This window comes from Pseudomonas sp. P4795, from assembly GCF_048822895.1.
GTDB lineage: Bacteria > Pseudomonadota > Gammaproteobacteria > Pseudomonadales > Pseudomonadaceae > Aquipseudomonas.
On sequence record NZ_JBMFBT010000004.1, the window covers coordinates 318,374 to 337,471 of the forward strand.

Annotated in this window: 19 protein-coding genes, 1 other RNA gene and 1 pseudogene; 13 read left to right on the plus strand and 8 right to left on the minus strand. The window is 60.4% G+C overall.

The window, feature by feature from the left end; all coding sequences use genetic code 11:
- The first annotated feature begins 129 nt into the window (after positions 1-129).
- Positions 130-801, plus strand: a complete 672-nt coding sequence (locus tag ACOI8A_RS13555) for a gamma-glutamylcyclotransferase (protein ID WP_420647459.1) — start codon at positions 130-132, stop codon at positions 799-801.
- Here the strand turns inward: ACOI8A_RS13555 and glpT are convergent.
- From glpT to ACOI8A_RS13570, 3 genes are all read right to left on the minus strand, one after another.
- A complete protein-coding gene (gene glpT, locus ACOI8A_RS13560; protein WP_420647458.1) occupies positions 774-2,126 on the minus strand; it encodes a glycerol-3-phosphate transporter in 1,353 nt (450 codons plus the stop codon). The two genes, ACOI8A_RS13555 and glpT, sit on opposite strands and share 28 nt — an antisense overlap.
- Positions 2,127-2,394: 268 nt before the next feature.
- Positions 2,395-2,733 carry a hypothetical protein gene (locus ACOI8A_RS13565; protein WP_420647457.1) on the minus strand — a complete coding sequence of 113 codons (339 nt, stop codon included), beginning with the start codon at positions 2,731-2,733 and terminating at the stop codon, positions 2,395-2,397.
- 171 nt (positions 2,734-2,904) lie between these two features.
- Positions 2,905-3,882, minus strand: coding sequence for an NADPH:quinone oxidoreductase family protein (locus ACOI8A_RS13570; RefSeq protein WP_420647456.1), 978 nt, complete (start codon positions 3,880-3,882; stop codon positions 2,905-2,907).
- A 150-nt stretch (positions 3,883-4,032) separates the two neighbouring features.
- On the opposite strand from ACOI8A_RS13570, the gene ACOI8A_RS13575 reads away from it, so the two are divergent.
- Positions 4,033-4,440 (plus strand): flagellar basal body-associated protein FliL, encoded by a 408-nt coding sequence (locus ACOI8A_RS13575; protein ID WP_420647455.1) that lies wholly within the window; start codon positions 4,033-4,035, stop codon positions 4,438-4,440.
- Between the two features lie 155 nt (positions 4,441-4,595).
- Here ACOI8A_RS13575 and ACOI8A_RS13580 read toward each other — a convergent pair whose 3' ends face one another.
- Positions 4,596-5,048, minus strand: coding sequence for an EVE domain-containing protein (locus tag ACOI8A_RS13580; RefSeq protein ID WP_420647454.1), 453 nt, complete (start codon positions 5,046-5,048; stop codon positions 4,596-4,598).
- A gap of 196 nt (positions 5,049-5,244) precedes the next feature.
- Between ACOI8A_RS13580 and ACOI8A_RS13585 the strand changes: the two genes are divergently transcribed.
- On the plus strand, positions 5,245-5,400 hold the full coding sequence (locus tag ACOI8A_RS13585; RefSeq protein WP_420647453.1) for a hypothetical protein: 156 nt from the start codon (positions 5,245-5,247) through the stop codon (positions 5,398-5,400).
- A gap of 35 nt (positions 5,401-5,435) precedes the next feature.
- Here the strand turns inward: ACOI8A_RS13585 and ACOI8A_RS13590 are convergent, their stop codons facing one another.
- The 4 genes from ACOI8A_RS13590 to ACOI8A_RS13605 form a co-directional block, all read right to left on the minus strand.
- On the minus strand, positions 5,436-6,041 hold the full coding sequence (locus tag ACOI8A_RS13590; protein ID WP_420647452.1) for a 5-formyltetrahydrofolate cyclo-ligase: 606 nt from the start codon (positions 6,039-6,041) through the stop codon (positions 5,436-5,438).
- Positions 6,042-6,121: 80 nt separating this feature from the next.
- Positions 6,122-6,300, minus strand: a non-coding RNA gene (ssrS, locus tag ACOI8A_RS13595) — 6S RNA.
- A 30-nt stretch (positions 6,301-6,330) separates the two neighbouring features.
- On the minus strand, positions 6,331-6,648 hold the full coding sequence (locus ACOI8A_RS13600) for a cell division protein ZapA (protein ID WP_420647451.1): 318 nt from the start codon (positions 6,646-6,648) through the stop codon (positions 6,331-6,333).
- Complete coding sequence (locus tag ACOI8A_RS13605) at positions 6,645-6,854, minus strand: TIGR02449 family protein (RefSeq protein ID WP_157712350.1); 210 nt, start codon at positions 6,852-6,854, stop codon at positions 6,645-6,647. Before ACOI8A_RS13605 ends, ACOI8A_RS13600 begins: the two co-directional genes overlap by 4 nt.
- A gap of 120 nt (positions 6,855-6,974) precedes the next feature.
- On the opposite strand from ACOI8A_RS13605, the gene ACOI8A_RS13610 reads away from it, so the two are divergent.
- From ACOI8A_RS13610 to gcvP, 10 genes and pseudogenes are all read left to right on the plus strand, one after another.
- On the plus strand, positions 6,975-7,535 hold the full coding sequence (locus tag ACOI8A_RS13610; protein WP_420647450.1) for a YecA family protein: 561 nt from the start codon (positions 6,975-6,977) through the stop codon (positions 7,533-7,535).
- Positions 7,536-7,562: 27 nt separating this feature from the next.
- The gene (pepP, locus tag ACOI8A_RS13615) at positions 7,563-8,897 is read left to right on the plus strand and encodes a Xaa-Pro aminopeptidase (RefSeq protein ID WP_420647449.1); all 1,335 of its coding nucleotides are present in this window, start codon (positions 7,563-7,565) and stop codon (positions 8,895-8,897) included.
- Positions 8,894-10,081, plus strand: coding sequence for a 2-octaprenyl-6-methoxyphenyl hydroxylase (gene ubiH, locus ACOI8A_RS13620; protein WP_420647448.1), 1,188 nt, complete (start codon positions 8,894-8,896; stop codon positions 10,079-10,081). Before pepP ends, ubiH begins: the two co-directional genes overlap by 4 nt.
- Position 10,082: 1 nt before the next feature.
- Positions 10,083-10,217, plus strand: a pseudogene (locus ACOI8A_RS13625) (tetrameric acyl-CoA thioesterase); the annotation flags it as partial.
- Between the two features lie 9 nt (positions 10,218-10,226).
- On the plus strand, positions 10,227-11,444 hold the full coding sequence (locus ACOI8A_RS13630; protein WP_420647529.1) for a 2-octaprenyl-3-methyl-6-methoxy-1,4-benzoquinol hydroxylase: 1,218 nt from the start codon (positions 10,227-10,229) through the stop codon (positions 11,442-11,444).
- A 106-nt stretch (positions 11,445-11,550) separates the two neighbouring features.
- The gene (locus tag ACOI8A_RS13635) at positions 11,551-12,555 is read left to right on the plus strand and encodes an extracellular solute-binding protein (protein WP_420647447.1); all 1,005 of its coding nucleotides are present in this window, start codon (positions 11,551-11,553) and stop codon (positions 12,553-12,555) included.
- Positions 12,556-12,800: 245 nt separating this feature from the next.
- Entirely contained in the window at positions 12,801-14,414 is a 1,614-nt protein-coding gene (locus ACOI8A_RS13640) for an ABC transporter permease (RefSeq protein ID WP_420647446.1), read from the plus strand.
- Between the two features lie 156 nt (positions 14,415-14,570).
- Complete coding sequence (gcvT, locus tag ACOI8A_RS13645; RefSeq protein ID WP_420647445.1) at positions 14,571-15,653, plus strand: glycine cleavage system aminomethyltransferase GcvT; 1,083 nt, start codon at positions 14,571-14,573, stop codon at positions 15,651-15,653.
- Between the two features lie 50 nt (positions 15,654-15,703).
- Complete coding sequence (gene gcvH / locus ACOI8A_RS13650; protein WP_420647444.1) at positions 15,704-16,087, plus strand: glycine cleavage system protein GcvH; 384 nt, start codon at positions 15,704-15,706, stop codon at positions 16,085-16,087.
- A gap of 132 nt (positions 16,088-16,219) precedes the next feature.
- Complete coding sequence (gene gcvP / locus ACOI8A_RS13655) at positions 16,220-19,093, plus strand: aminomethyl-transferring glycine dehydrogenase (protein ID WP_420647443.1); 2,874 nt, start codon at positions 16,220-16,222, stop codon at positions 19,091-19,093.
- Positions 19,094-19,098 lie beyond the last annotated feature (5 nt).

Below are 19,098 nucleotides of genomic sequence, written 5' to 3' on the forward strand. Positions count from 1 at the left end.
ATCAATCAGGCAGTTAATTAAGAAATGTGCCATGGCACTCAAATTGCCTTAAAACATATGTGCCTTATTGTTACAGCGGTGCGTTCTATTAAGTAATTCTTCACCCGCGGGGAGCTAACGCTATTCGCCATGAGCGCCATTGAAAACGCTTTTCTGAACCTGGCTTACCCTCCGCGGCTCGATCTTGGGCCGCAGCTGACGCACGAACAACTTCTCGCCTCGATGCAATCGACCATGGCGCGCCACAAGGGCGGGCCGGTGTGGCTGTTCGCCTACGGTTCGCTGATCTGGCGGCCGGAATGCAATTCGGCACAGCGCATGCGCGGTCGGGTGCATGGCTACCATCGTGGCTTGTACCTGTGGTCGCACGAACATCGCGGCACGCCGGAAATGCCCGGGCTGGTATTCGGTCTGGATCGCGGCGGTTCGTGCAGCGGCTTCGCTTATCGCTTGCCGGAAGATGATCTCGACAGTGCGCTGTATGCGCTATGGAAACGCGAGATGCCGTTCCCTTCCTATCGCCCACACTGGCTCAACTGCCGCCTCGAAGATGGCAGCCAGGTGCAGGCTTTGGGATTTGTATTGGAGCGACACCTGCCGAGCTATGCCGGCAACTTGCCGGATCATGTGCTGCGACAGGTGTTCGAAAGCGCTTGTGGGCGTTATGGCACCACTCGCGATTATGTCGAGCAGACCGCTCACGCCCTGCGCAGCCACGCCATGCCAGACCGCAATCTGGAGGCGCGGCTCATGCGCTGCAAGGCCAAAGCCGATCAGGCGATCGCTTCTTCGCGGGTCTGACTGGCGGCCTGTTTGTGCCATAAGGTCGGTGCGAGGCAAACCATTGCCAGGATGCACGCGCCGATCAACAGCACGAAACCGCCGTCCCAGCCGAAATGGTCCACTGTGTAGCCCATCGCTGCACTGGCCGCGACCGACCCCCCCAGATAACCAAACAGGCCGGTGAAGCCCGCCGCAGTACCGGCGGCCTTCTTCGGTGCCAGCTCCAGCGCCTGCAGGCCGATCAGCATCACCGGGCCATAGATCAGGAAGCCGATCGAGAACAGCGCGATCATGTCCACGGTCGGGTTGCCGGCCGGGTTCAGCCAGTAAACCAGTGTGGCTACGGTCACCAATGCCATGAACACCATGCCGGTCAGGCCACGGTTGCCACGGAAGATCTTGTCTGACATCCAGCCGCAGAGCAGCGTGCCGGGGATCCCCGCCCACTCGTAGAAGAAATAGGCCCACGAGGTTTTATCCACGGTGAAACCCTTGGCTTCCTTGAGGTAGGTCGGCGCCCAGTCGAGCACGCCGTAGCGCAGCAGGTAGACGAAGACGTTGGCCATGGCGATGTACCAGAGCATTTTGTTGCGCAGCACGTACTTGACGAAGATTTCCTTGGCGCTGAATTCGTCTTCGTGGCTGGCGTCGTAGCCTTCCGGGTAATCATTCTTGTACTGCTCGATCGGCGGCAAGCCAACCGATTGCGGGGTGTCGCGCATGGTCATGAAGGCGAATATCGCCACGGCCAAAGCCACGGCTGCCGGGACGTAGAACGCCGCGTGCCAGTCGTTGAACAGGCCCATGCCGAGCAGGAACAGCGGGCCGATCAGACCGCCGCCGACGTTATGCGCCACGTTCCACACCGAAACCACGCCGCCGCGCTCTTTCTGCGACCACCAGTGCACCATGGTCCTGCCGCTCGGCGGCCAGCCCATGCCCTGCGCCCAGCCGTTGATAAACAACAGAATAAACATCATGGTCACGCTGGACGTCGCCCATGGCGCGAAACCGAAAATGAACATCACGCCGGCCGATACCAGCAGACCAAATGGCAGGAAAAAACGCGGGTTGGAACGGTCGGACACCAGGCCCATGAGGAACTTGGACAAACCGTAGGCAATGGCGATGGCCGACATCGCCAGGCCCAGATCGCCACGGCTGTAGCCTTCGTCGATCAGGTACGGCATGGCCAGCGAGAAGTTTTTGCGCAGCAGGTAGTAACCCGCATAGCCAATGAAAATACCGGCGAAGATCTGCCAGCGCAGGCGTCGGTAGGTGCTATCGATTTTTTCTTCAGGCAATGGAGCCTGATGTGCGGCAGGACGAAAGAAAGCAAACATTCAAGAGCTCCAGATTTCTTGTTTTGACTGCGGATGCGAATGTTACAGTTTCGTTACCGAAAATAGCACCGGTTCGCATCAACCAAACAGCGGAAATGTTGGAGTTCGCGTGTTCCTTTATGAACATGTCGCTCAGATGTAAGTACGGGGCGGTGTGAGGAATGTTGCTTCGGCACCGTCCTGCAGGTTTTCGGGGTGTTGTAGGCAGGTTTGCAGGACGTGTATTGCGAGGAATGCAGAAGGGGCGACGGCTAGTCTGTTGGCTGGTTTATATCTGGCTTGCTAACTCGCCAATTCTTCTTTGAACGTACTTGATCTTGCTCCAGCGTTTTTTGCGCCTTTGATAGTTGTGGAAATTTTTCACCGAACGTTCGGCTTGCGATGCTTCAACATGCGCGGCGTACAGCTCCTGATATTTGTATTTCATCCCGCGAACATTCTCGCTGGCCTCTACTGGCTGACTCAGAATCAGTCGGTTGAACAGGATGTCGAACCGATCCGCAGCTTCAGCTGCGATTTCGCGCTTTTTCTGCTCTTCAGCTTTTTTCTCCACTTCGGTCATCGCTGCCGCTAATGGCTGGCCGGATTGCGAGTTTCGATCACTCATACAATGACTCCTTGTGTATGTAAGGGGCCAAACTACAGCGATCTGCTGAAGCGACTGCGGTATATAGCTACCACTTTTCAATTGCGGTTGATCGAGTGTGAAAGTTGTAAAAAACGACTGAAAAGGCCGGGTGTATCCTGTGAGCCACCCGGCCCTGATCATCAAAATCTTTCAGCGCACTTGCACCACAACCTTGCCCACAGCCTTGCGCTGCCCAAGATCATTGATCGCTTGCGCCGCTTTGCTCAGCGGATACACCTGCGACACCAGCGGTTTCAACTTGCCCTCGGCGAACCAGCCGAACAACTGCTGGAAGTTTGCCGCGTTGTCCTGCGGCTGGCGCTGGGCGAAGGAACCCCAGAACACGCCGATCACCGCTGCGCCTTTGAGCAGGGCGAGGTTGACCGGCAGTTCGGGAATGCGCCCGCTGGCAAAGCCGACCACCAGCAGGCGGCCGTTCCAGGCGATGGCGCGTATGGCCTGGTCGAACAGGTCGCCGCCCACCGGGTCGTAGATCACGTCGGCGCCCTGGCCGTCGGTCAGGCGTTTGATTTCGTCCTTGAGGCTGGATTCGCTGTAGTTGATCAGTTCATCGGCGCCGGCAGCCTTGGCCACGGCGAGTTTTTCCGCGCTGCTGGCGGCAGCGATCACGCGGGCACCGAGGGCCTTGCCGATTTCCACGGCGGCCAGACCGACGCCACCGGACGCGCCGAGTACCAGCAGGGTTTCACCTGGTTGCAGGTTGCCACGCTGTTTCAGCGCATGCATTGAAGTGCCGTAGGTCATGCTGAATGCAGCGGCGGTGTTGAAATCCATCGACGGCGGAATCGGCAAGACGTTATAGCCGGGAACCGCGACTTGTTCGGCGAAGCTGCCCCAACCGGTCAGGGCCATGACCCGGTCGCCGACTTTCAAGTGGCTGACCTTTTCACCCACCGCGCTGACCACGCCGGCCGCTTCACCGCCCGGCGAAAACGGGAAGGGCGGCTTGAATTGATATTTACCCTCGATGATCAGCGTGTCCGGGAAGTTGACCCCGGCGGCGTGCACGTCCAGCAGGATTTCGTTCTTCTTGGCGACAGGACTGGCGACGTCTTCCAGCACCAGCGATTCGGCAGGGCCGAAGGCTTTGCACAGCACGGCTTTCATCAGGGCTATTCCTTTGGGAGTGATGGCCGATAAGTGTAGGTGTGGCAGTCAACGGGTCAACGAGCATGCCCGACCCTGATAGTCCGCCATAAGCTTGTGCTTGCGCGGCGGGTCGTTATGCTAGGCCGCAAACCGGATAAGGAGCGAATTGTGAAAGCGTGGATGATGTTGTTGCTGGCCCTGTCTCTGCCTGTGGCAGCGCTGGCCGAAGAAGCCAAAGAAGGCGAAGCGCCGAAGGTCAGTTACATCAGCCTGAGCCCGCCATTTGTGGGCAACTACGGGCTGGACGGCACGCCGAAGCTCAAAGTGTTCAAGGCCGATGTGGCTTTGCGCGTAACGGGTGAAGAGTCGACCAAACTGGTCAAGGCCAACGAACCGCTGATCCGCAATCAGCTGGTGGCGTTGTTCACCCAGCAGACGACCGAGGCGATGGGTAGCATCGAAGGCAAAGAGAAGCTGCGCCAGGAAGCGTTGAAGCAGACTCAGCAAGTGATGAATGACGAGACCGGGAAACCGGTGGTTGAGGATCTGTTGTTCAACAACCTGATCATTCAGTAAGACATTGGTTGTCCGGGCGGGCCTCATCGCTGGCAAGTCGAATCGTCGCACCGCAGCCCCCACAGGGTTTTGTGACGATCACATTATTGTGTTTCGCCGCAAATCCTGTGGGAGCTGGCTTGCCAGCGATGGCATTTTTTCAGGTGACAAATGATTCAGGGCTTTAAAGCAATCACCGCCGCCCATTGCTCCGCCGTGACAGGCATCACCGACAACCGCGAGCCCTTCTGCACCAGCGGCATCTCCGCCAACGCCGTCTGCTGCTTCAAATAATCCAGCTTCAACACCCGAACAAACGTCTCGACATGCGCGACATCAATCGCGCTCCAGGCGTTTTTCTCCGCTGAAGCCTTGGGGTCGTAGTAATGACCCTCCGGTTCCAGTGCGGTGGGATCCGGGTACGCGGCTTGAATTATTTTTCCAATCCCGGCAATCCCCGGCTCCGGGCAGCTCGAATGGTAGAAAAAGAACTCATCTCCCACGGCCATCGCGCGCAGGAAATTGCGTGCCTGATAGTTGCGAACCCCATCCCAGCGCGCTGTGCCGAGCTTCTCCAGGCCCTTGATCGAGAGCTCGTCGGGCTCGGACTTCATCAGCCAGTAGGCCATGGTTTTTGCTCCTCACGGGTTCAGTGGGCAAGTTGTCGGGCAATTTTATGACAAACCGACGGTCGGTTGACGCCAGCGTTTGCGCAGCGGTTCGCGTTGCCGCAAAATGCCGGCCTTTAAAGCTTGACGCTGCTGCACGGCTACGAATGGAAACCGCTGCTGTCATCGTGATGATGTGCCTTGAGGGGGGCAATCGATGAAACGCAAACCGGATTTGCTGTGGATCCTGGTAATTTTGTTCGGTCTGGGCGTCGTGACCACCGGTTATGCGCAGAGCCTGTGGGCCAACAAGACCGATGCTCCAATTGAAATAGCGCAACAAGTACAACAGTCGACAGCCTTCAAGCGCTGACACTGCCTTTGCGACGCCGTTGATTGATGCGGCGTCTACCCCGCGAAATACCATGCCTTGTCGGTGACCGTGCCTTGTAACGGTACATCCCAGCTCGCCTGCGCCAAACGTTCGACTTTCTGACATTCGTGGGCCAGACCCAGCAGCGTCGGCTTGCGCCAATTATTGCGCCGGGCCAGATACGCCAGGCTGCGGTCGTAAAATCCGCCGCCCATTCCCAGACGCCCGCCAACGTCGTCAAAACCTACTAGCGGCAACAACACCAGATCCAGCGTCCAGACTTTGCGCTGTCGAGCCAGATTGGCCCGCGGTTCAAGAATGCGGAAGCGGTTGGGTTTGAGCTTTTCGCCGGGGCGAACGCGCTGGAAAACCATTTTGGTTCGCGGCCAAGCGCTGAGCACTGGCAGATACGTTGCTTTGCCGCGACGCTGGGCTGCGCGCAGCAGCAGGCGTGGATCGATCTCGCCGTCGGTCGGCAGGTACAGGGAAATGTGTTTGGCGCGGCGGAACTGCGGATGTTGCGCCAGTTGCTTGTACAGGCCTTCAGCGGCCTGGCGTTGCTGACTCGGCGTCAGCGCGCGGCGGGCTTTGCGCAGCAGACGGCGCAATTGAGGGCGGGGCAGTAACGCGGGTTCGGTCATGGCTCGGCTTCGGCAGGGTGGGGACGAAAACGCACGCATAAAAAATCCGATGGCGGATTAACCGACATCGGATTCGAATCAGGCTCCCCGGATGAACCGCTGTCAACTTAGCCCTTGAACCCGAAAGTTCAAGGTGGAGGAAGCAGTAGACTTTAAGGCTTTCCGTCTGGCGGACATGCACACCAGCCCAACGTGCAACCTCCAGGGTATAGCAAATCGGCTCAGGGACATCGTCAACTGGCAAGCACCCCAGGGAGTGCGGCGAGTATACCCCAAGCGGCTCGGCGAATCAGCCCTTGGTGGCGGCCGGATCGTCGGCGAGCACCAGATCGACACGATCGAGCAAGTCGCGCACCTGTTCACGGGTCGAACCGCTGGCTTGCACGTCCGGGCGCTCTTCTTTGTGCAAGAGGTCGTGAGTGATGTTCAGCGCGGCCATCACGGCGATGCGGTCGGCGCCGATGACTTTGCCGCTGCTGCGGATCTCGCGCATTTTGCCGTCCAGGTAACGCGCGGCGCTCACCAGATTGCTGCGCTCTTCCTGCGGGCAGATGATCGAATATTCTTTGTCGAGGATCTGCACGGTTACGCTATTGCTTGAACTCATGAGTCTTGCTCCAGGGCCTTGAGGCGCGAAATCATCGACTCGACCTTACGCCGGGCGATTTCGTTTTTTTCAATCAGGTGCGCGCGTTCCTCGCGCCAGGTCTTTTCCTGAGCAAGTAAGAGTCCGTTTTGGCTCTTTAGTTGCTCGACTCGGCCAATCAGCAATTCGAGTCTGGCCATCAGCGCTTGCAGGTCGGTGTCTTCCATTGGGTTCACTGTCTGATGGGTGGTAGCTGGCGGACAGCCTTTAATAGTCTTGGCGAGTCTGTCGATGTAGGATACAAGGCCTTCATTCTAGACATAGCGCCGTCTGGCGCCTAGCTGCCCATGCCCATTCAGAATTCCCCGTACCAAGCCTTCGCCACCCTGCTGACCTCCAGCGGTCATAACGTCTCGCCTGCCGAACTGCACGGCTTGCTGCTTGGTCGCAGCTGCGCCGGCGCCGGCTTCACTGCAGAAGAGTGGCTGATCGATGCTGCCGAGCTGCTTGAAAGCGAGCCACAGGACAACGTCCGCGCCGCCCTGATCGGCCTGCAAGAAATGGTCAAAGGCGAACTGACCGGCGACGACGTGACCGTCGTGCTGCTGTTGCCGACCGATGACGCACCGCTGGCCGAGCGCGCTATTGCGCTGGGCGAATGGTGCCAGGGCTTCCTCAGCGGTTTTGGCTTGAACTGCCGCGACAGCAGCATGTTGAGCACCGAAGCCACCGAAGTGCTGCAGGATCTGGCGGCCATCTCCCAGGTACAAGATGCGCTGGAAGAGTCCGAAGACGGCGAAAGCGACTACATGGAAGTCATGGAGTACCTGCGTGTAGCGCCGCTGCTGCTGTTCTCCGAAACCAGGAAAGCCGATGTGCCGCCAGCCGCCAAGCCGTCGCTGCACTGATTGCCTGACAGGGAAAGCCATCTGCCCATGATCCATATCCCGAAAGCGGAATACAGCCGTCGCCGCAAGGCGCTGATGGCGCAGATGGTCCCCAACAGCATCGCGATCCTGCCCGCCGCCGCGGTTGCCATCCGCAACCGCGACGTCGAGCACGTCTACCGTCAGGACAGCGACTTCCAGTACCTCAGCGGTTTCCCCGAGCCACAAGCGGTCATCGTGTTGATGCCCGGCCGTGAGCATGGCGAATACGTGCTGTTCTGCCGTGAACGCAACGCCGAACGCGAACTCTGGGATGGCTTGCGTGCAGGGCAGGAAGGCGCGATCCACGAATACGGCGCTGACGACGCATTCCCCATTACCGACATAGACGACATCCTGCCGGGCCTGATTGAAGGCCGCGATCGGGTGTATTCGGCGATGGGCAGCAACCCGGAATTCGACCGCCATCTGATGGACTGGATCAACGTGATCCGCTCCAAAGCGCACCTCGGCGCGCAGCCACCCAACGAATTCGTTGCGCTGGATCATCTGCTGCACGACATGCGCCTGTATAAATCGGCGGCAGAAGTGAAGGTGATGCGCGAAGCCGCACGCATCTCTGCCCAGGCGCACATCCGCGCGATGCAGGCCAGTCGCGCCGGGCTTTACGAGTACAGCCTCGAAGCCGAACTTGACTACGAATTCCGCAAGGGCGGGGCGAAAATGCCTGCTTATGGTTCGATCGTCGCCGCCGGGCGCAACAGTTGCATCCTGCATTACCAGCAGAACGACGCGTTGCTCAAGGACGGCGATCTGGTGCTGATCGACGCCGGTTGCGAGATCGACTGCTACGCCAGCGACATCACCCGCACCTGGCCGGTCAACGGCAAGTTTTCGCCCGAGCAGAAAGCGATTTACGAGTTGGTGCTGGCTTCGCAAGAAGCCGCGTTCGCTGAAATCGCTCCGAACAAGCACTGGAATCAGGCACACGAAGCCACGGTTCGGGTGATTACCACTGGTCTGGTAAAGCTCGGGCTGCTGCAAGGCGAAGTCGACGAATTGATCGCCAGCGAAGCCTACAAAGCGTTTTACATGCACCGCGCCGGCCACTGGCTGGGCATGGATGTACACGACGTTGGCGAGTACAAGGTCGGCGGCGAATGGCGCGTGCTGGAAGTCGGCATGGCGCTGACCGTTGAGCCGGGCATCTACATCGCCCCGGACAATCAGAACGTAGCGAAGAAATGGCGCGGCATTGGCGTGCGCATCGAGGACGACGTGGTAGTGACCAAGACCGGTTGTGAAATTTTGACCAACGGCGTGCCGAAAACCGTCGCCGAGATCGAAGCCCTGATGGCGCAAGCCCGGAGCCAAGCGGCATGAGTCGGGTCAATCTGGCAATCATCGGTGGTGGTCTGGTCGGTGCCAGTCTGGCGTTGGCCTTGCAGGCCGGCGCAAAGGCACGCGGCTGGAAGATCGTGTTGATCGAACCATTCGCCCCCGGCGACAGTTGGCAGCCGAGCTACGACGCACGTTCGTCGGCGCTGTCGTTTGGCTCGCGGCAGATTTATCAACGGCTCGGCGTGTGGCAGGAAATCTCCCGCCGCGCCGAGCCGATCAAGCAGATTCATGTGTCCGACCGAGGGCGCTTCTCCACCGCGCGCTTGTCGGCGATGGAAGAAGGCGTGCCGGCGCTGGGCTATGTGGTGGAAAACGCCTGGCTCGGCCACTGCCTGTGGCAGCACGTCGACAAAGACGTGATCAGTTGGCGCTGCCCGGCCGAAGTGACGCGCATGGAGCCGCTGGCCGACGGCTATCGCCTGACCCTGAATGATGAAACCACGATTGAATGCGATCTGGCGGTGCTCGCCGATGGCGGCCGGTCCGGGCTGCGCGAGCAGTTGGGCATCAACGTGCGCCAACGGCCGTACAACCAGAGCGCGCTGATCGCCAATATCACCCCGAGTGAATCGCACAACGGCGTGGCTTTCGAGCGTTTCACGGATGACGGCCCGATGGCCTTGCTGCCACTGCCGGACAACCGCTGCGCGCTGGTCTGGACCCGCTTGGGCATGGACGCGCAACGGCTGGCGGATCTGAGTGATCGCGATTTCCTCAGCGAACTGCAGGGCGTGTTCGGTTACCGCCTCGGCACCCTGAAGCAGGTCGGCGCGCGGCATTTGTATCCGCTGTCGCTGGTCGAGGCCGAGGAGCAGGTGCGTTCGCATTTCGCAGTGCTGGGCAACGCCGCACACAGTCTGCATCCGATTGCCGGGCAGGGTTTCAACCTGTCGCTGCGCGATGCCAATGCACTCGCCGAAGCCTTGCTGACCAGCGACAAACCGTTGGGCGACTTCGCTACATTGCAGGCCTATCGCGAGCGTCAGCGCCTCGATCAGGACCTGACCGTGGGCTTCTCTGATCAGGTCACGCGGCTGTTCGGTAGTACTCAGCCGCTGGTGTCGCTGGGCCGCAACCTCGGTCTGCTCGGTCTTGATCTGCTGCCACCAGCCAAGCGCTGGTTCGCCCGTCAGGCCATGGGGCTGGGGACGCGTCCGGATGCTTGACCGCCGGCAGACCGCCACTGAGGAGCAACACCCGCCGCAGTTGCAGGTCGACATTCATGACGGCGCCGGCAACCTGCTGGCGCAGGTCGGTAAAAACCTTTATGTGCGGCTCAAGCCGCAAGCGAGACAGGCTTAAAGCATGGAAATGCGCGCAGATCTGCTGATTGTCGGAGCCGGAATGGTCGGCAGCGCCCTCGCACTGGCGTTGCAGGACAGCGGGCTGGAAGTCCTGCTGCTCGACGGTAGCCCGTTGAGCGTCAAACCGTTCGAGGCCGACGCGGCGTTCGAGCCGCGCGTCAGTGCGTTGTCGGCCGCCAGCCAGCGCATTCTCGAACGCCTCGGCGTGTGGGACGGCATCGCCAGCCGCCGCAGCAGTCCTTACACCGACATGCACGTGTGGGACGGCAGCGGCACCGGGCAGATTCATTTCTCGGCCGCCAGCGTGCACGCCGATGTGCTCGGTCACATCGTCGAAAACCGCGTGGTGCAGGACGCTTTGCTCGACCGACTGCACGACTGTGATCTGGGCCTGCTGGCCAACGCGCGACTGGAACAGATGCGCCGCTCGGGCGACGACTGGCTGCTGACGCTGGCTGATGGCCGCAAATTGCGCGCACCGCTGGTGATCGCGGCGGACGGTGCCAATTCTGCAGTACGACGCCTGACCGGTGTTGCGACCCGTGAGTGGGATTATCTGCACCACGCCATCGTCACCAGCGTGCGCAGCAGCAAACAGCACCAGATGACCGCGTGGCAGCGCTTCACCGATCACGGGCCGCTGGCGTTTCTGCCGCTGGAGCGCGATGGGCAGCAGGACTGGTGCTCGATTGTCTGGTCGACCACGCCGAGTGAAGCCGAGCGTTTGATGGCGCTGAATGAAGCGGATTTCTGCCGTGAACTGGAGCGCGCCTTCGAAGGCTGCCTCGGCGAAGTGCTCAGCGCCGACCCGCGCGTCTGCGTGCCGCTGCGTCAACGCCATGCCAAGCGTTACGTGGCTGAAGGTCTGGCGCTGATCGGCGATGCGGCGCACACCATTCACCCGTTGGCCGGGCAGGGCGTCAATCTCGGCTTCCTCGATGCCGCGGTGCTGGCCGAAGTGCTGCTGCAAGCGCACGAGCGCGGCGAACGGCTGGCGGATGTAAAAGTCCTGAGCCGCTACGAGCGTCGTCGCATGCCCCACAATCTGGCGCTGATGGCAGCGATGGAAGGCTTTGAGCGGTTGTTCCAGGCTGATCCGCTGCCTTTGCGCTGGTTGCGTAATACCGGGTTGAAGATCGTCGAGCAGATGCCTGAGGCCAAGGCATTGTTCGTGCGTGAAGCGCTGGGTTTGACCGGCGACCTGCCGGCCCTCGCCAAGCCCTGAGTCTCTCCGTGCAACATCCGGTAACTCCTTGGCGAAGTGATCGATTGAGCTGGTAAATGTGAGTCCTTATCATTTGGCCACTTTTCCCGACCGAGAGATCACTCCCATGTTGGCATCCAAGCGTCTTCTGACCGCAATGGTCCTGACCCTGATCGGCAGCACTGCCGCCCAGGCCGCTGATGAGGTGGTGGTCTACTCGTCGCGCATCGATGAACTGATCAAACCGGTGTTCGACGCCTACACCGCGAAAACCGGGGTGAAGATCAAGTTCATCACCGACAAGGAAGCGCCGCTGATGCAGCGCATCAAGGCCGAAGGCGAAAACGCCACCGCCGACCTGCTGCTGACCGTCGATGCCGGCAACCTGTGGCAGGCCGAGCAGATGGGCATTCTTCAGCCGTTCACCTCAAAAACCATCGACAGCAATATTCCCGCGCAATACCGCTCGTCCAGCCATGCCTGGACCGGTTTGAGCCTGCGCGCGCGGACCATCGCCTACTCCACCGAACGGGTGAAACCGGGCGAACTGACCACCTACGAAGCACTGGCCGACAAGAACTGGGAAGGGCGCCTGTGCCTGCGCACCGCGAAAAAGGTCTACAACCAGTCGCTGACCGCGACCATGATCGAAGTGCATGGCGCCGAGAAGACCGAAAAAATCCTCAAAGGCTGGGTCAACAACCTGTCCACCGATGTGTTCTCCGATGACGTCGCGGTGCTCGAAGCGATCAACGCTGGCCAGTGCGACGTGGGGATCGTCAACACTTACTACTACGGTCGCCTGCACAAGCAGAAGCCTGAGCTGCCGGTGAAACTGTTCTGGCCGAATCAGGCGGATCGCGGTGTGCACGTCAACTTGTCGGGTATTGGTTTGACCAAGCATGCACCGCATCCGGAAGCGGCCAAGGCTTTGGTCGAGTGGATGACCACACCTGAGGCGCAGAAGATTTTTGCTGACGTGAACCAGGAGTTCCCGGCCAACCCGGCGGTCGCGCCTTCGGAGGAAGTGGCGGCTTGGGGCAAGTTCATTGCCGACAACTTGCCGGTGGAAGTGGCGGGCAAGCGTCAGGCTGAGGCGATTCGGATGATGGATCGGGCGGGTTGGAACTGAGTTTTTGTCGATTGCTGTGTTCGCTTAAGATCGCTGCCCTCACCCCAGCCCTCTCCCGGGGGGAGAGGGAGCCGATGTGGGTTGTTTTCTAGACTTGAGTTCGACTCGATATCTCAGGTCGATGTAACTCGAAAGAGCAACTCGGTCAGTCCCCTCTCCCTCAGGGAGAGGGCTAGGGTGAGGGCAACAATCCTGACCTGAAACAAGCAGCTCAAGAACACCCCTATCCCTCCAGAGTTCTAAAAGTGGCCCACCCCGCCCAACGCCGCTGGTACCCCATCGTCTTCACCATCGCCGCGTTGGTGCTGCTGCCCCTCAGCGTCCTGCTGTTGTCCTGGCAAACCATCGATCAACAGATCTGGTCCCACCTGTGGGAAACCCAGATGCCACGCCTGCTGGGCAATACGCTGACCTTGGTATTGGGCGTAGGCGTCGGCGTAACCCTGCTCGGCGTCAGCCTTGCCTGGCTCACCAGTCTCTGCGAATTCCCCGGCCGGCGCTGGCTCGACTGGGCGCTGATGCTGCCCTTCGCTATTCCCGCCTACGTACTGGCTTTCGTGTTTGTCGGCCTGCTCGACTTCGCCGGACCGGTACAAACCCTGTTGCGCGAGTGGTTCGGCAGCGGCCTGCGCCTGCCGCGTGTGCGTTCCACCGGCGGGGTGATTGTGGTGTTGGTGCTGGTGTTTTATCCCTACGTCTACCTGCTGGCGCGCACTGCGTTTCTGGCTCAGGGCAAAGGCCTGATGGAAGCCGCGCGGGTGCTCGGCCAGTCGCCGTGGCAGGCGTTCTGGCGCGTGGCGTTGCCGATGGCGCGACCGGCAATTGGCGCGGGGGTGGCGCTGGCGTTGATGGAGACCCTGGCGGATTTCGGTGCAGTGTCGGTGTTCAACTTCGATACTTTTACCACCGCGATCTACAAGACCTGGTACGGCTTCTTCAGCCTGTCCAGCGCCGCGCAACTGGCCAGCCTGTTGCTGCTGGTGGTGATGCTGGTGTTGTACGGCGAACGCCGCGCGCGTGGGGCGAATCGCGCGAGTAACGAGCGACCACGGATCAAAGCGCTGTATTTACGCGGGCCCAAGGCTTGGGCAGCAACGGGTTGGTGCTCGCTGGTGTTCGCCTGCGCGTTTGTGATTCCAGTGCTGCAACTGCTGGCGTGGTTCTGGCAGCGCGGGCGTTTCGATCTGGATGAACGCTACGCCGGACTGATTCTGCACACGCTGTATCTGGGGGGCATGGCGGCGTTGATTACCGTCAGTGTCGCGCTGCTGTTGGCATTTGCCCGGCGTCTGGCACCGACCCGAGCGATCCGCTCCGGCGTCAGTCTGGCCAACCTTGGCTACGCCTTGCCCGGTTCGGTGTTGGCAGTGTCGATCATGCTCGCTTTCAGTTATCTCGACCGCGAGCTGGTGATTCCAGGGTCGGGCTGGCTCGGCGGCGCGGGCAAACCGTTGCTGCTGGGCAGTCTGGCGGCGTTGTTGCTGGCGTATCTGGTGCGTTTCATCGCTGTAGCTTACGGGCCGCTGGAAAGCAGTCTAGCGCGTATACGGCCATCTTTGCCTGAAGCAGCACGTAGCCTGGGTGTCAGTGGGCCGCGACTGTTTTTCAAAGTGTATCTGCCGCTGTTGCTACCGGGGACCTTGAGTGCCGCGCTGCTGGTGTTCGTTGATGTGCTCAAGGAAATGCCGGCGACCCTGCTGATGCGCCCGTTTGGCTGGGATACGCTGGCGGTGCGCATCTTTGAAATGACCAGCGAAGGCGAATGGGCACGGGCGTCGTTGCCCGCGCTGAGCCTGGTTCTGGTCGGTCTGTTGCCGGTCATCGGATTGATCCGCCGTTCGGCGCATCGAAACGCTTAGGTGTCAGTCCTACATCATGCGGCTACAATGCGCGGCATTCGGTGCGGTCCGTCTGACAGACCCGGTTGCTGAAATCGGCTGAGAGCCTTCTATTTCAAGGCTTTCACGCTGTGCAGCGCCTGTCCGCACCTTCGCCACGCCCGGAAGGAGAAACCCATGGGACAGCGTACGCCTCTGTATGACCTGCATCTCGCCCTCGGCGCGAAGATGGTCGATTTTGGCGGTTGGGATATGCCATTGCACTACGGCTCGCAGGTCGAGGAACACCATCAGGTGCGCCGCGATTGCGGGGTGTTCGATGTTTCCCATATGACCGTGATCGATGTCAGTGGCCCCCAGGCCAAGGTCTGGCTCCAGCATTTGCTGGCCAACGACGTCGAACGCCTGCACAGCCCCGGCCGTGCGCTCTACAGCACCATGCTCAATGAACGCGGCGGCATCGTCGACGATATGATCGTCTACCGCCTCGATGACGGTTATCGGCTGGTGTTCAACGCCTCCACCCGCGATCAGGATCTGGCCTGGATGCAAACGCATCAGGCCGGTTTCGACGTGCATCTGCACGAACGCGCCGAGCTGGCGATGCTGGCCATTCAAGGTCCGCAGGCCCGGCACAAGATTGCCGAACTGGTGACCCAGTCTCGCGCGACGCTGATCCAGATGCTCAAACCTTTCGAAGGCCACGCCGACGGCGACTGGTTCATCGCGCGCACCGGTTACACCGGCGAGGATGGTCTGGAAATCGTTCTGCCGGCCAGTCAGGCTCCGGGATTTTTCAACGATCTGGTTGGCGCGGGCATTTCGCCGATCGGCCTCGGCGCTCGCGATACGCTGCGCGTTGAAGCCGGGATGAACCTGTACGGTCAGGACATTCATCAAGACGTTTCGCCACTGGCCTCGAACATGGCCTGGAGCATTGCCTGGGAGCCGGCCACGCGTCAGTTCATCGGTCGCGACGCTCTACAGGCCGAGCAAGCCGCAGGTGTGCAGCACAAACTGGTCGGTCTGGTGCTTGAAGAACGCGGGGTTTTGCGCGCGCATCAGGTCGTGCGTATCGCCAATGTTGGCGAAGGGGAGATCACCAGTGGTAGTTTCTCTCCTACGCTTAGCAAGTCGATTGCCCTGGCGCGTGTACCGATGGCGACAGCCGACCGCGCCGAAGTGGAAATCCGTGGCAAGTGGTATCCGGTACGGGTGGTCAAACCGACCTTCGTCCGTCACGGCAAAACCTTGATCTAACTTATTTCCGGCGGACACCACCGCTGACCTACTTCTTGAGGACACCGAACATGAGCAACATCCCCGCCGACCTGCGTTTTGCCGAAAGTCATGAATGGGCGCGTCTGGAAGCTGACGGCACCGTCACCGTGGGCATCAGTGACCACGCGCAGGAAGCGCTGGGCGATGTGGTATTCGTCGAGCTGACGGAAGTGGGCAAAGTGTTTGCCGCTGAAGATCAGGCCGGAGTGGTTGAATCGGTGAAAGCCGCTTCCGACATCTACTCGCCGATCAGCGGTGAAGTGATCGCGATCAACGAAGAGCTGGGCGGTTCGCCTGAACTGCTCAACTCCGATCCGTACGGCGCGTGGATTTTCAAGCTCAAGCCAAGCGACAAGGCCGAGCTGGACAAGCTGCTCGACGCGGCCGCCTACAAGGCAGCCATCGGCGAATAAGCTGCACGCAACGTCCCAAAGCCCCGACTCGTCGGGGCTTTTTTCTGTCCGGGATTCGCCCATGGCAGTGGCTGCTATGCTGGTTTGACCGTGTTGCATTGACGCCGAGCGCCAGCCAAGAGAGAGCCCGTCATGTCCCAGTTGCCGTCCCTGAGCCAGTTACGCGATCCCGAGGCTTTCCTGCGCCGCCACCTCGGCCCCGATGCCGCCGAACAACAGGCGATGCTCGACAGCCTCGGCCTTGGCAGCCGGGTCGAGCTGATCGAGCAGACGGTGCCGCCGGGAATTCGTCTGAATCGCGCACTGGATCTGCCGCCAGCACTGGACGAGCAGGCGGCGCTGGCCAGACTGCGTGGCTATGCCGAGCAGAATCAGGTCTGGACCAGCCTGATCGGCATGGGCTATCACGGCACCCTTACGCCTGCGGTCATCCTGCGCAACGTGCTGGAAAATCCCGGCTGGTACACCGCGTACACGCCTTACCAACCCGAGATTGCTCAGGGCCGACTGGAAGCGTTGCTCAACTTTCAGCAACTGACCATCGACCTCACCGGTCTCGAACTGGCCAACGCCTCCTTGCTCGACGAAGCCACCGCAGCCGCGGAAGCCATGGCACTGGCCAAACGAGTGGCCAAGTCGAAGAGCAATCTGTTTTTCGTCGATGAAAACTGTCACCCGCAGACCATTTCCGTGGTGCAGACCCGCGCCGAAGGCTTTGGCTTCGAACTGATCATCGACGCTGTGGATAACTTGAAGCAGCACCAGGTGTTCGGCGCCTTGCTGCAATACCCGGACACCCACGGCGAAATCCGTGACCTGCGCCCGTTGATCGATCATTTGCACGCGCAACAAGCGCTGGTCTGTGTCGCCGCCGATCTGTTGAGCTTGTTACTGCTGACCCCGCCGGGTGAGATGGGCGCGGATGTGGTGTTCGGTTCCAGTCAGCGCTTCGGTGTGCCGATGGGCTACGGCGGTCCGCACGCGGCGTTTTTCGCCAGCCGCGAAGAATACAAACGGGCGATTCCGGGTCGGATAATTGGCGTGTCGAAAGATGCACGCGGCAACATCGCGCTGCGCATGGCCCTGCAAACCCGCGAGCAACATATTCGCCGCGAGAAGGCCAATTCGAACATTTGCACTGCGCAGGTTTTATTGGCCAACATCGCCAGTTTCTATGCTGTTTATCACGGGCCGGAAGGGCTGAAACGCATCGCCCAACGGGTGCATCGACTGACCTGCATTCTGGCTGCTGGGCTGGCGCGGCATGGCATCAACCGGATCAACCAGCAGTTCTTCGACACGCTAACGCTGGACGTTGGCGGCGCGCAGACCGCGATTATCGAAAGTGCCCAGGCCGCGCAGATCAACCTGCGGATTCTCGGCCGTGGCCGCTTGGGCTTGAGCCTCGACGAAACTTGCGACGAAAACACCGTGGTCAAACTGTTCGACGTGCTGCTCGGTGCCGATCATGGGCTGAACGTCGAGGAACTGGATGCCGAAGCGCTGGATTCCGGCATCCCGGACAATCTGCAAAGAACCACGCCGTACCTGCGCCACCCGGTGTTCAACGCCCACCACAGCGAAACCGAAATGCTGCGCTACCTCAAACAACTGGAGAACAAGGATCTGGCGCTCAACCAGTCGATGATCCCGCTCGGCTCCTGCACCATGAAACTCAACGCCACCAGCGAAATGATCCCGATCACTTGGCCGCAGTTCGCCAATCTGCACCCGTTTGTACCGCGTGAGCAGGCTGTCGGCTACACGCTGATGATCGAAGAACTTGAGCAGTGGCTGTGCGCGATCACCGGGTTCGATGCGATCTGCATGCAGCCCAACTCCGGCGCGCAGGGCGAATACGCCGGGTTGTTGGCGATCCGCAAATATCACGAGAGCCGGCAGCAGGGCGGACGCGATGTGTGCCTGATTCCGTCCTCGGCTCACGGTACCAATCCGGCTTCGGCGCAGATGGTTGGCTTGCGCGTGGTGATCGTCGAATGCGACGAGGCTGGTAACGTTGATCTGGAAGACTTGAAGGCCAAGGCCTCCGAGGCCGGCGCGAAACTGTGCTGCCTGATGGCCACCTATCCGTCCACCCACGGCGTCTACGAAGAGGGCATCAGTGAAATCTGCGAAGTTATCCACAAGCACGGCGGTCAGGTGTACATGGATGGCGCCAACCTGAATGCACAAGTTGGGCTGACACGCCCCGCTGACATTGGCGCCGACGTATCACACATGAACTTGCACAAGACTTTCTGCATCCCGCATGGTGGCGGCGGGCCGGGCATGGGGCCGATTGGCGTACGCGCGCATCTGGCGCCGTTCGTGGCCAATCATCCGGTGGTGCCGATTGACGGGCCGCAAGCGCAGAACACGGCGGTCAGTGCGGCGCCTTGGGGCAGCGCGAGCATTTTGCCGATCAGCTGGATGTACATCGCGATGATGGGGCCGCAACTGGCGGATGCCAGCGAGGTGGCAATCCTCGCGGCGAATTACCTGGCGCAGCATCTGTCCGGCGCGTTTCCGGTGCTTTACACCGGTCGCAATGGGCGAGTCGCACATGAATGCATTCTCGATTTGCGCCCGCTCAAGGCGTTGACCGGGATCAGCGAAGAAGATGTCGCCAAACGTCTGATGGATTACGGCTTTCACGCGCCGACCATGTCATTCCCGGTGCCGGGTACCTTGATGGTCGAACCGACCGAGAGTGAATCCAAGGCTGAGCTGGACCGTTTCATCGGCGCGATGCTCAGCATCCGTGCGGAAATCACCGAAGTGCAGAACGGCAACTGGCCGGCCGAGGACAATCCGCTCAAGCGTGCGCCGCACACCTTGGCCGATATCATCGGCGTGTGGGAGCGGCCTTACAGCATCGAGCAAGCCATTACTCCGGATGCGCACACCAAGGCGCACAAGTATTGGCCGGCGGTGAATCGGGTGGATAACGTCTATGGCGACCGCAATCTGTTTTGCGCCTGCGTCCCGGTAGACGATTACCGTTAAAGATC

Bases quoted from the DNA above. Each gene is read 5' to 3' on its own strand.
- ACOI8A_RS13580 (WP_420647454.1), bottom strand. From the start codon at position 5,048: ATGGCCTACTGGCTGATGAAGTCCGAGCCCGACGAGCTCTCGATCAAG.
- ACOI8A_RS13590 (WP_420647452.1), bottom strand. From the start codon at position 6,041: ATGACCGAACCCGCGTTACTGCCCCGCCCTCAATTGCGCCGTCTGCTG.
- gcvP (WP_420647443.1), top strand. From the start codon at position 16,220: ATGTCCCAGTTGCCGTCCCTGAGCCAGTTACGCGATCCCGAGGCTTTC.
- ACOI8A_RS13635 (WP_420647447.1), top strand. From the start codon at position 11,551: ATGTTGGCATCCAAGCGTCTTCTGACCGCAATGGTCCTGACCCTGATC.
- glpT (WP_420647458.1), bottom strand. From the start codon at position 2,126: ATGTTTGCTTTCTTTCGTCCTGCCGCACATCAGGCTCCATTGCCTGAA.
- ubiH (WP_420647448.1), top strand. From the start codon at position 8,894: ATGAGTCGGGTCAATCTGGCAATCATCGGTGGTGGTCTGGTCGGTGCC.
- ACOI8A_RS13570 (WP_420647456.1), bottom strand. From the start codon at position 3,882: ATGAAAGCCGTGCTGTGCAAAGCCTTCGGCCCTGCCGAATCGCTGGTG.
- pepP (WP_420647449.1), top strand. From the start codon at position 7,563: ATGATCCATATCCCGAAAGCGGAATACAGCCGTCGCCGCAAGGCGCTG.
- ACOI8A_RS13600 (WP_420647451.1), bottom strand. From the start codon at position 6,648: ATGAGTTCAAGCAATAGCGTAACCGTGCAGATCCTCGACAAAGAATAT.
- ACOI8A_RS13565 (WP_420647457.1), bottom strand. From the start codon at position 2,733: ATGAGTGATCGAAACTCGCAATCCGGCCAGCCATTAGCGGCAGCGATG.
- ACOI8A_RS13585 (WP_420647453.1), top strand. From the start codon at position 5,245: ATGAAACGCAAACCGGATTTGCTGTGGATCCTGGTAATTTTGTTCGGT.
- gcvT (WP_420647445.1), top strand. From the start codon at position 14,571: ATGGGACAGCGTACGCCTCTGTATGACCTGCATCTCGCCCTCGGCGCG.
- ACOI8A_RS13630 (WP_420647529.1), top strand. From the start codon at position 10,227: ATGCGCGCAGATCTGCTGATTGTCGGAGCCGGAATGGTCGGCAGCGCC.
- ACOI8A_RS13605 (WP_157712350.1), bottom strand. From the start codon at position 6,854: ATGGAAGACACCGACCTGCAAGCGCTGATGGCCAGACTCGAATTGCTG.
- ACOI8A_RS13555 (WP_420647459.1), top strand. From the start codon at position 130: ATGAGCGCCATTGAAAACGCTTTTCTGAACCTGGCTTACCCTCCGCGG.
- ACOI8A_RS13610 (WP_420647450.1), top strand. From the start codon at position 6,975: ATGCCCATTCAGAATTCCCCGTACCAAGCCTTCGCCACCCTGCTGACC.
- gcvH (WP_420647444.1), top strand. From the start codon at position 15,704: ATGAGCAACATCCCCGCCGACCTGCGTTTTGCCGAAAGTCATGAATGG.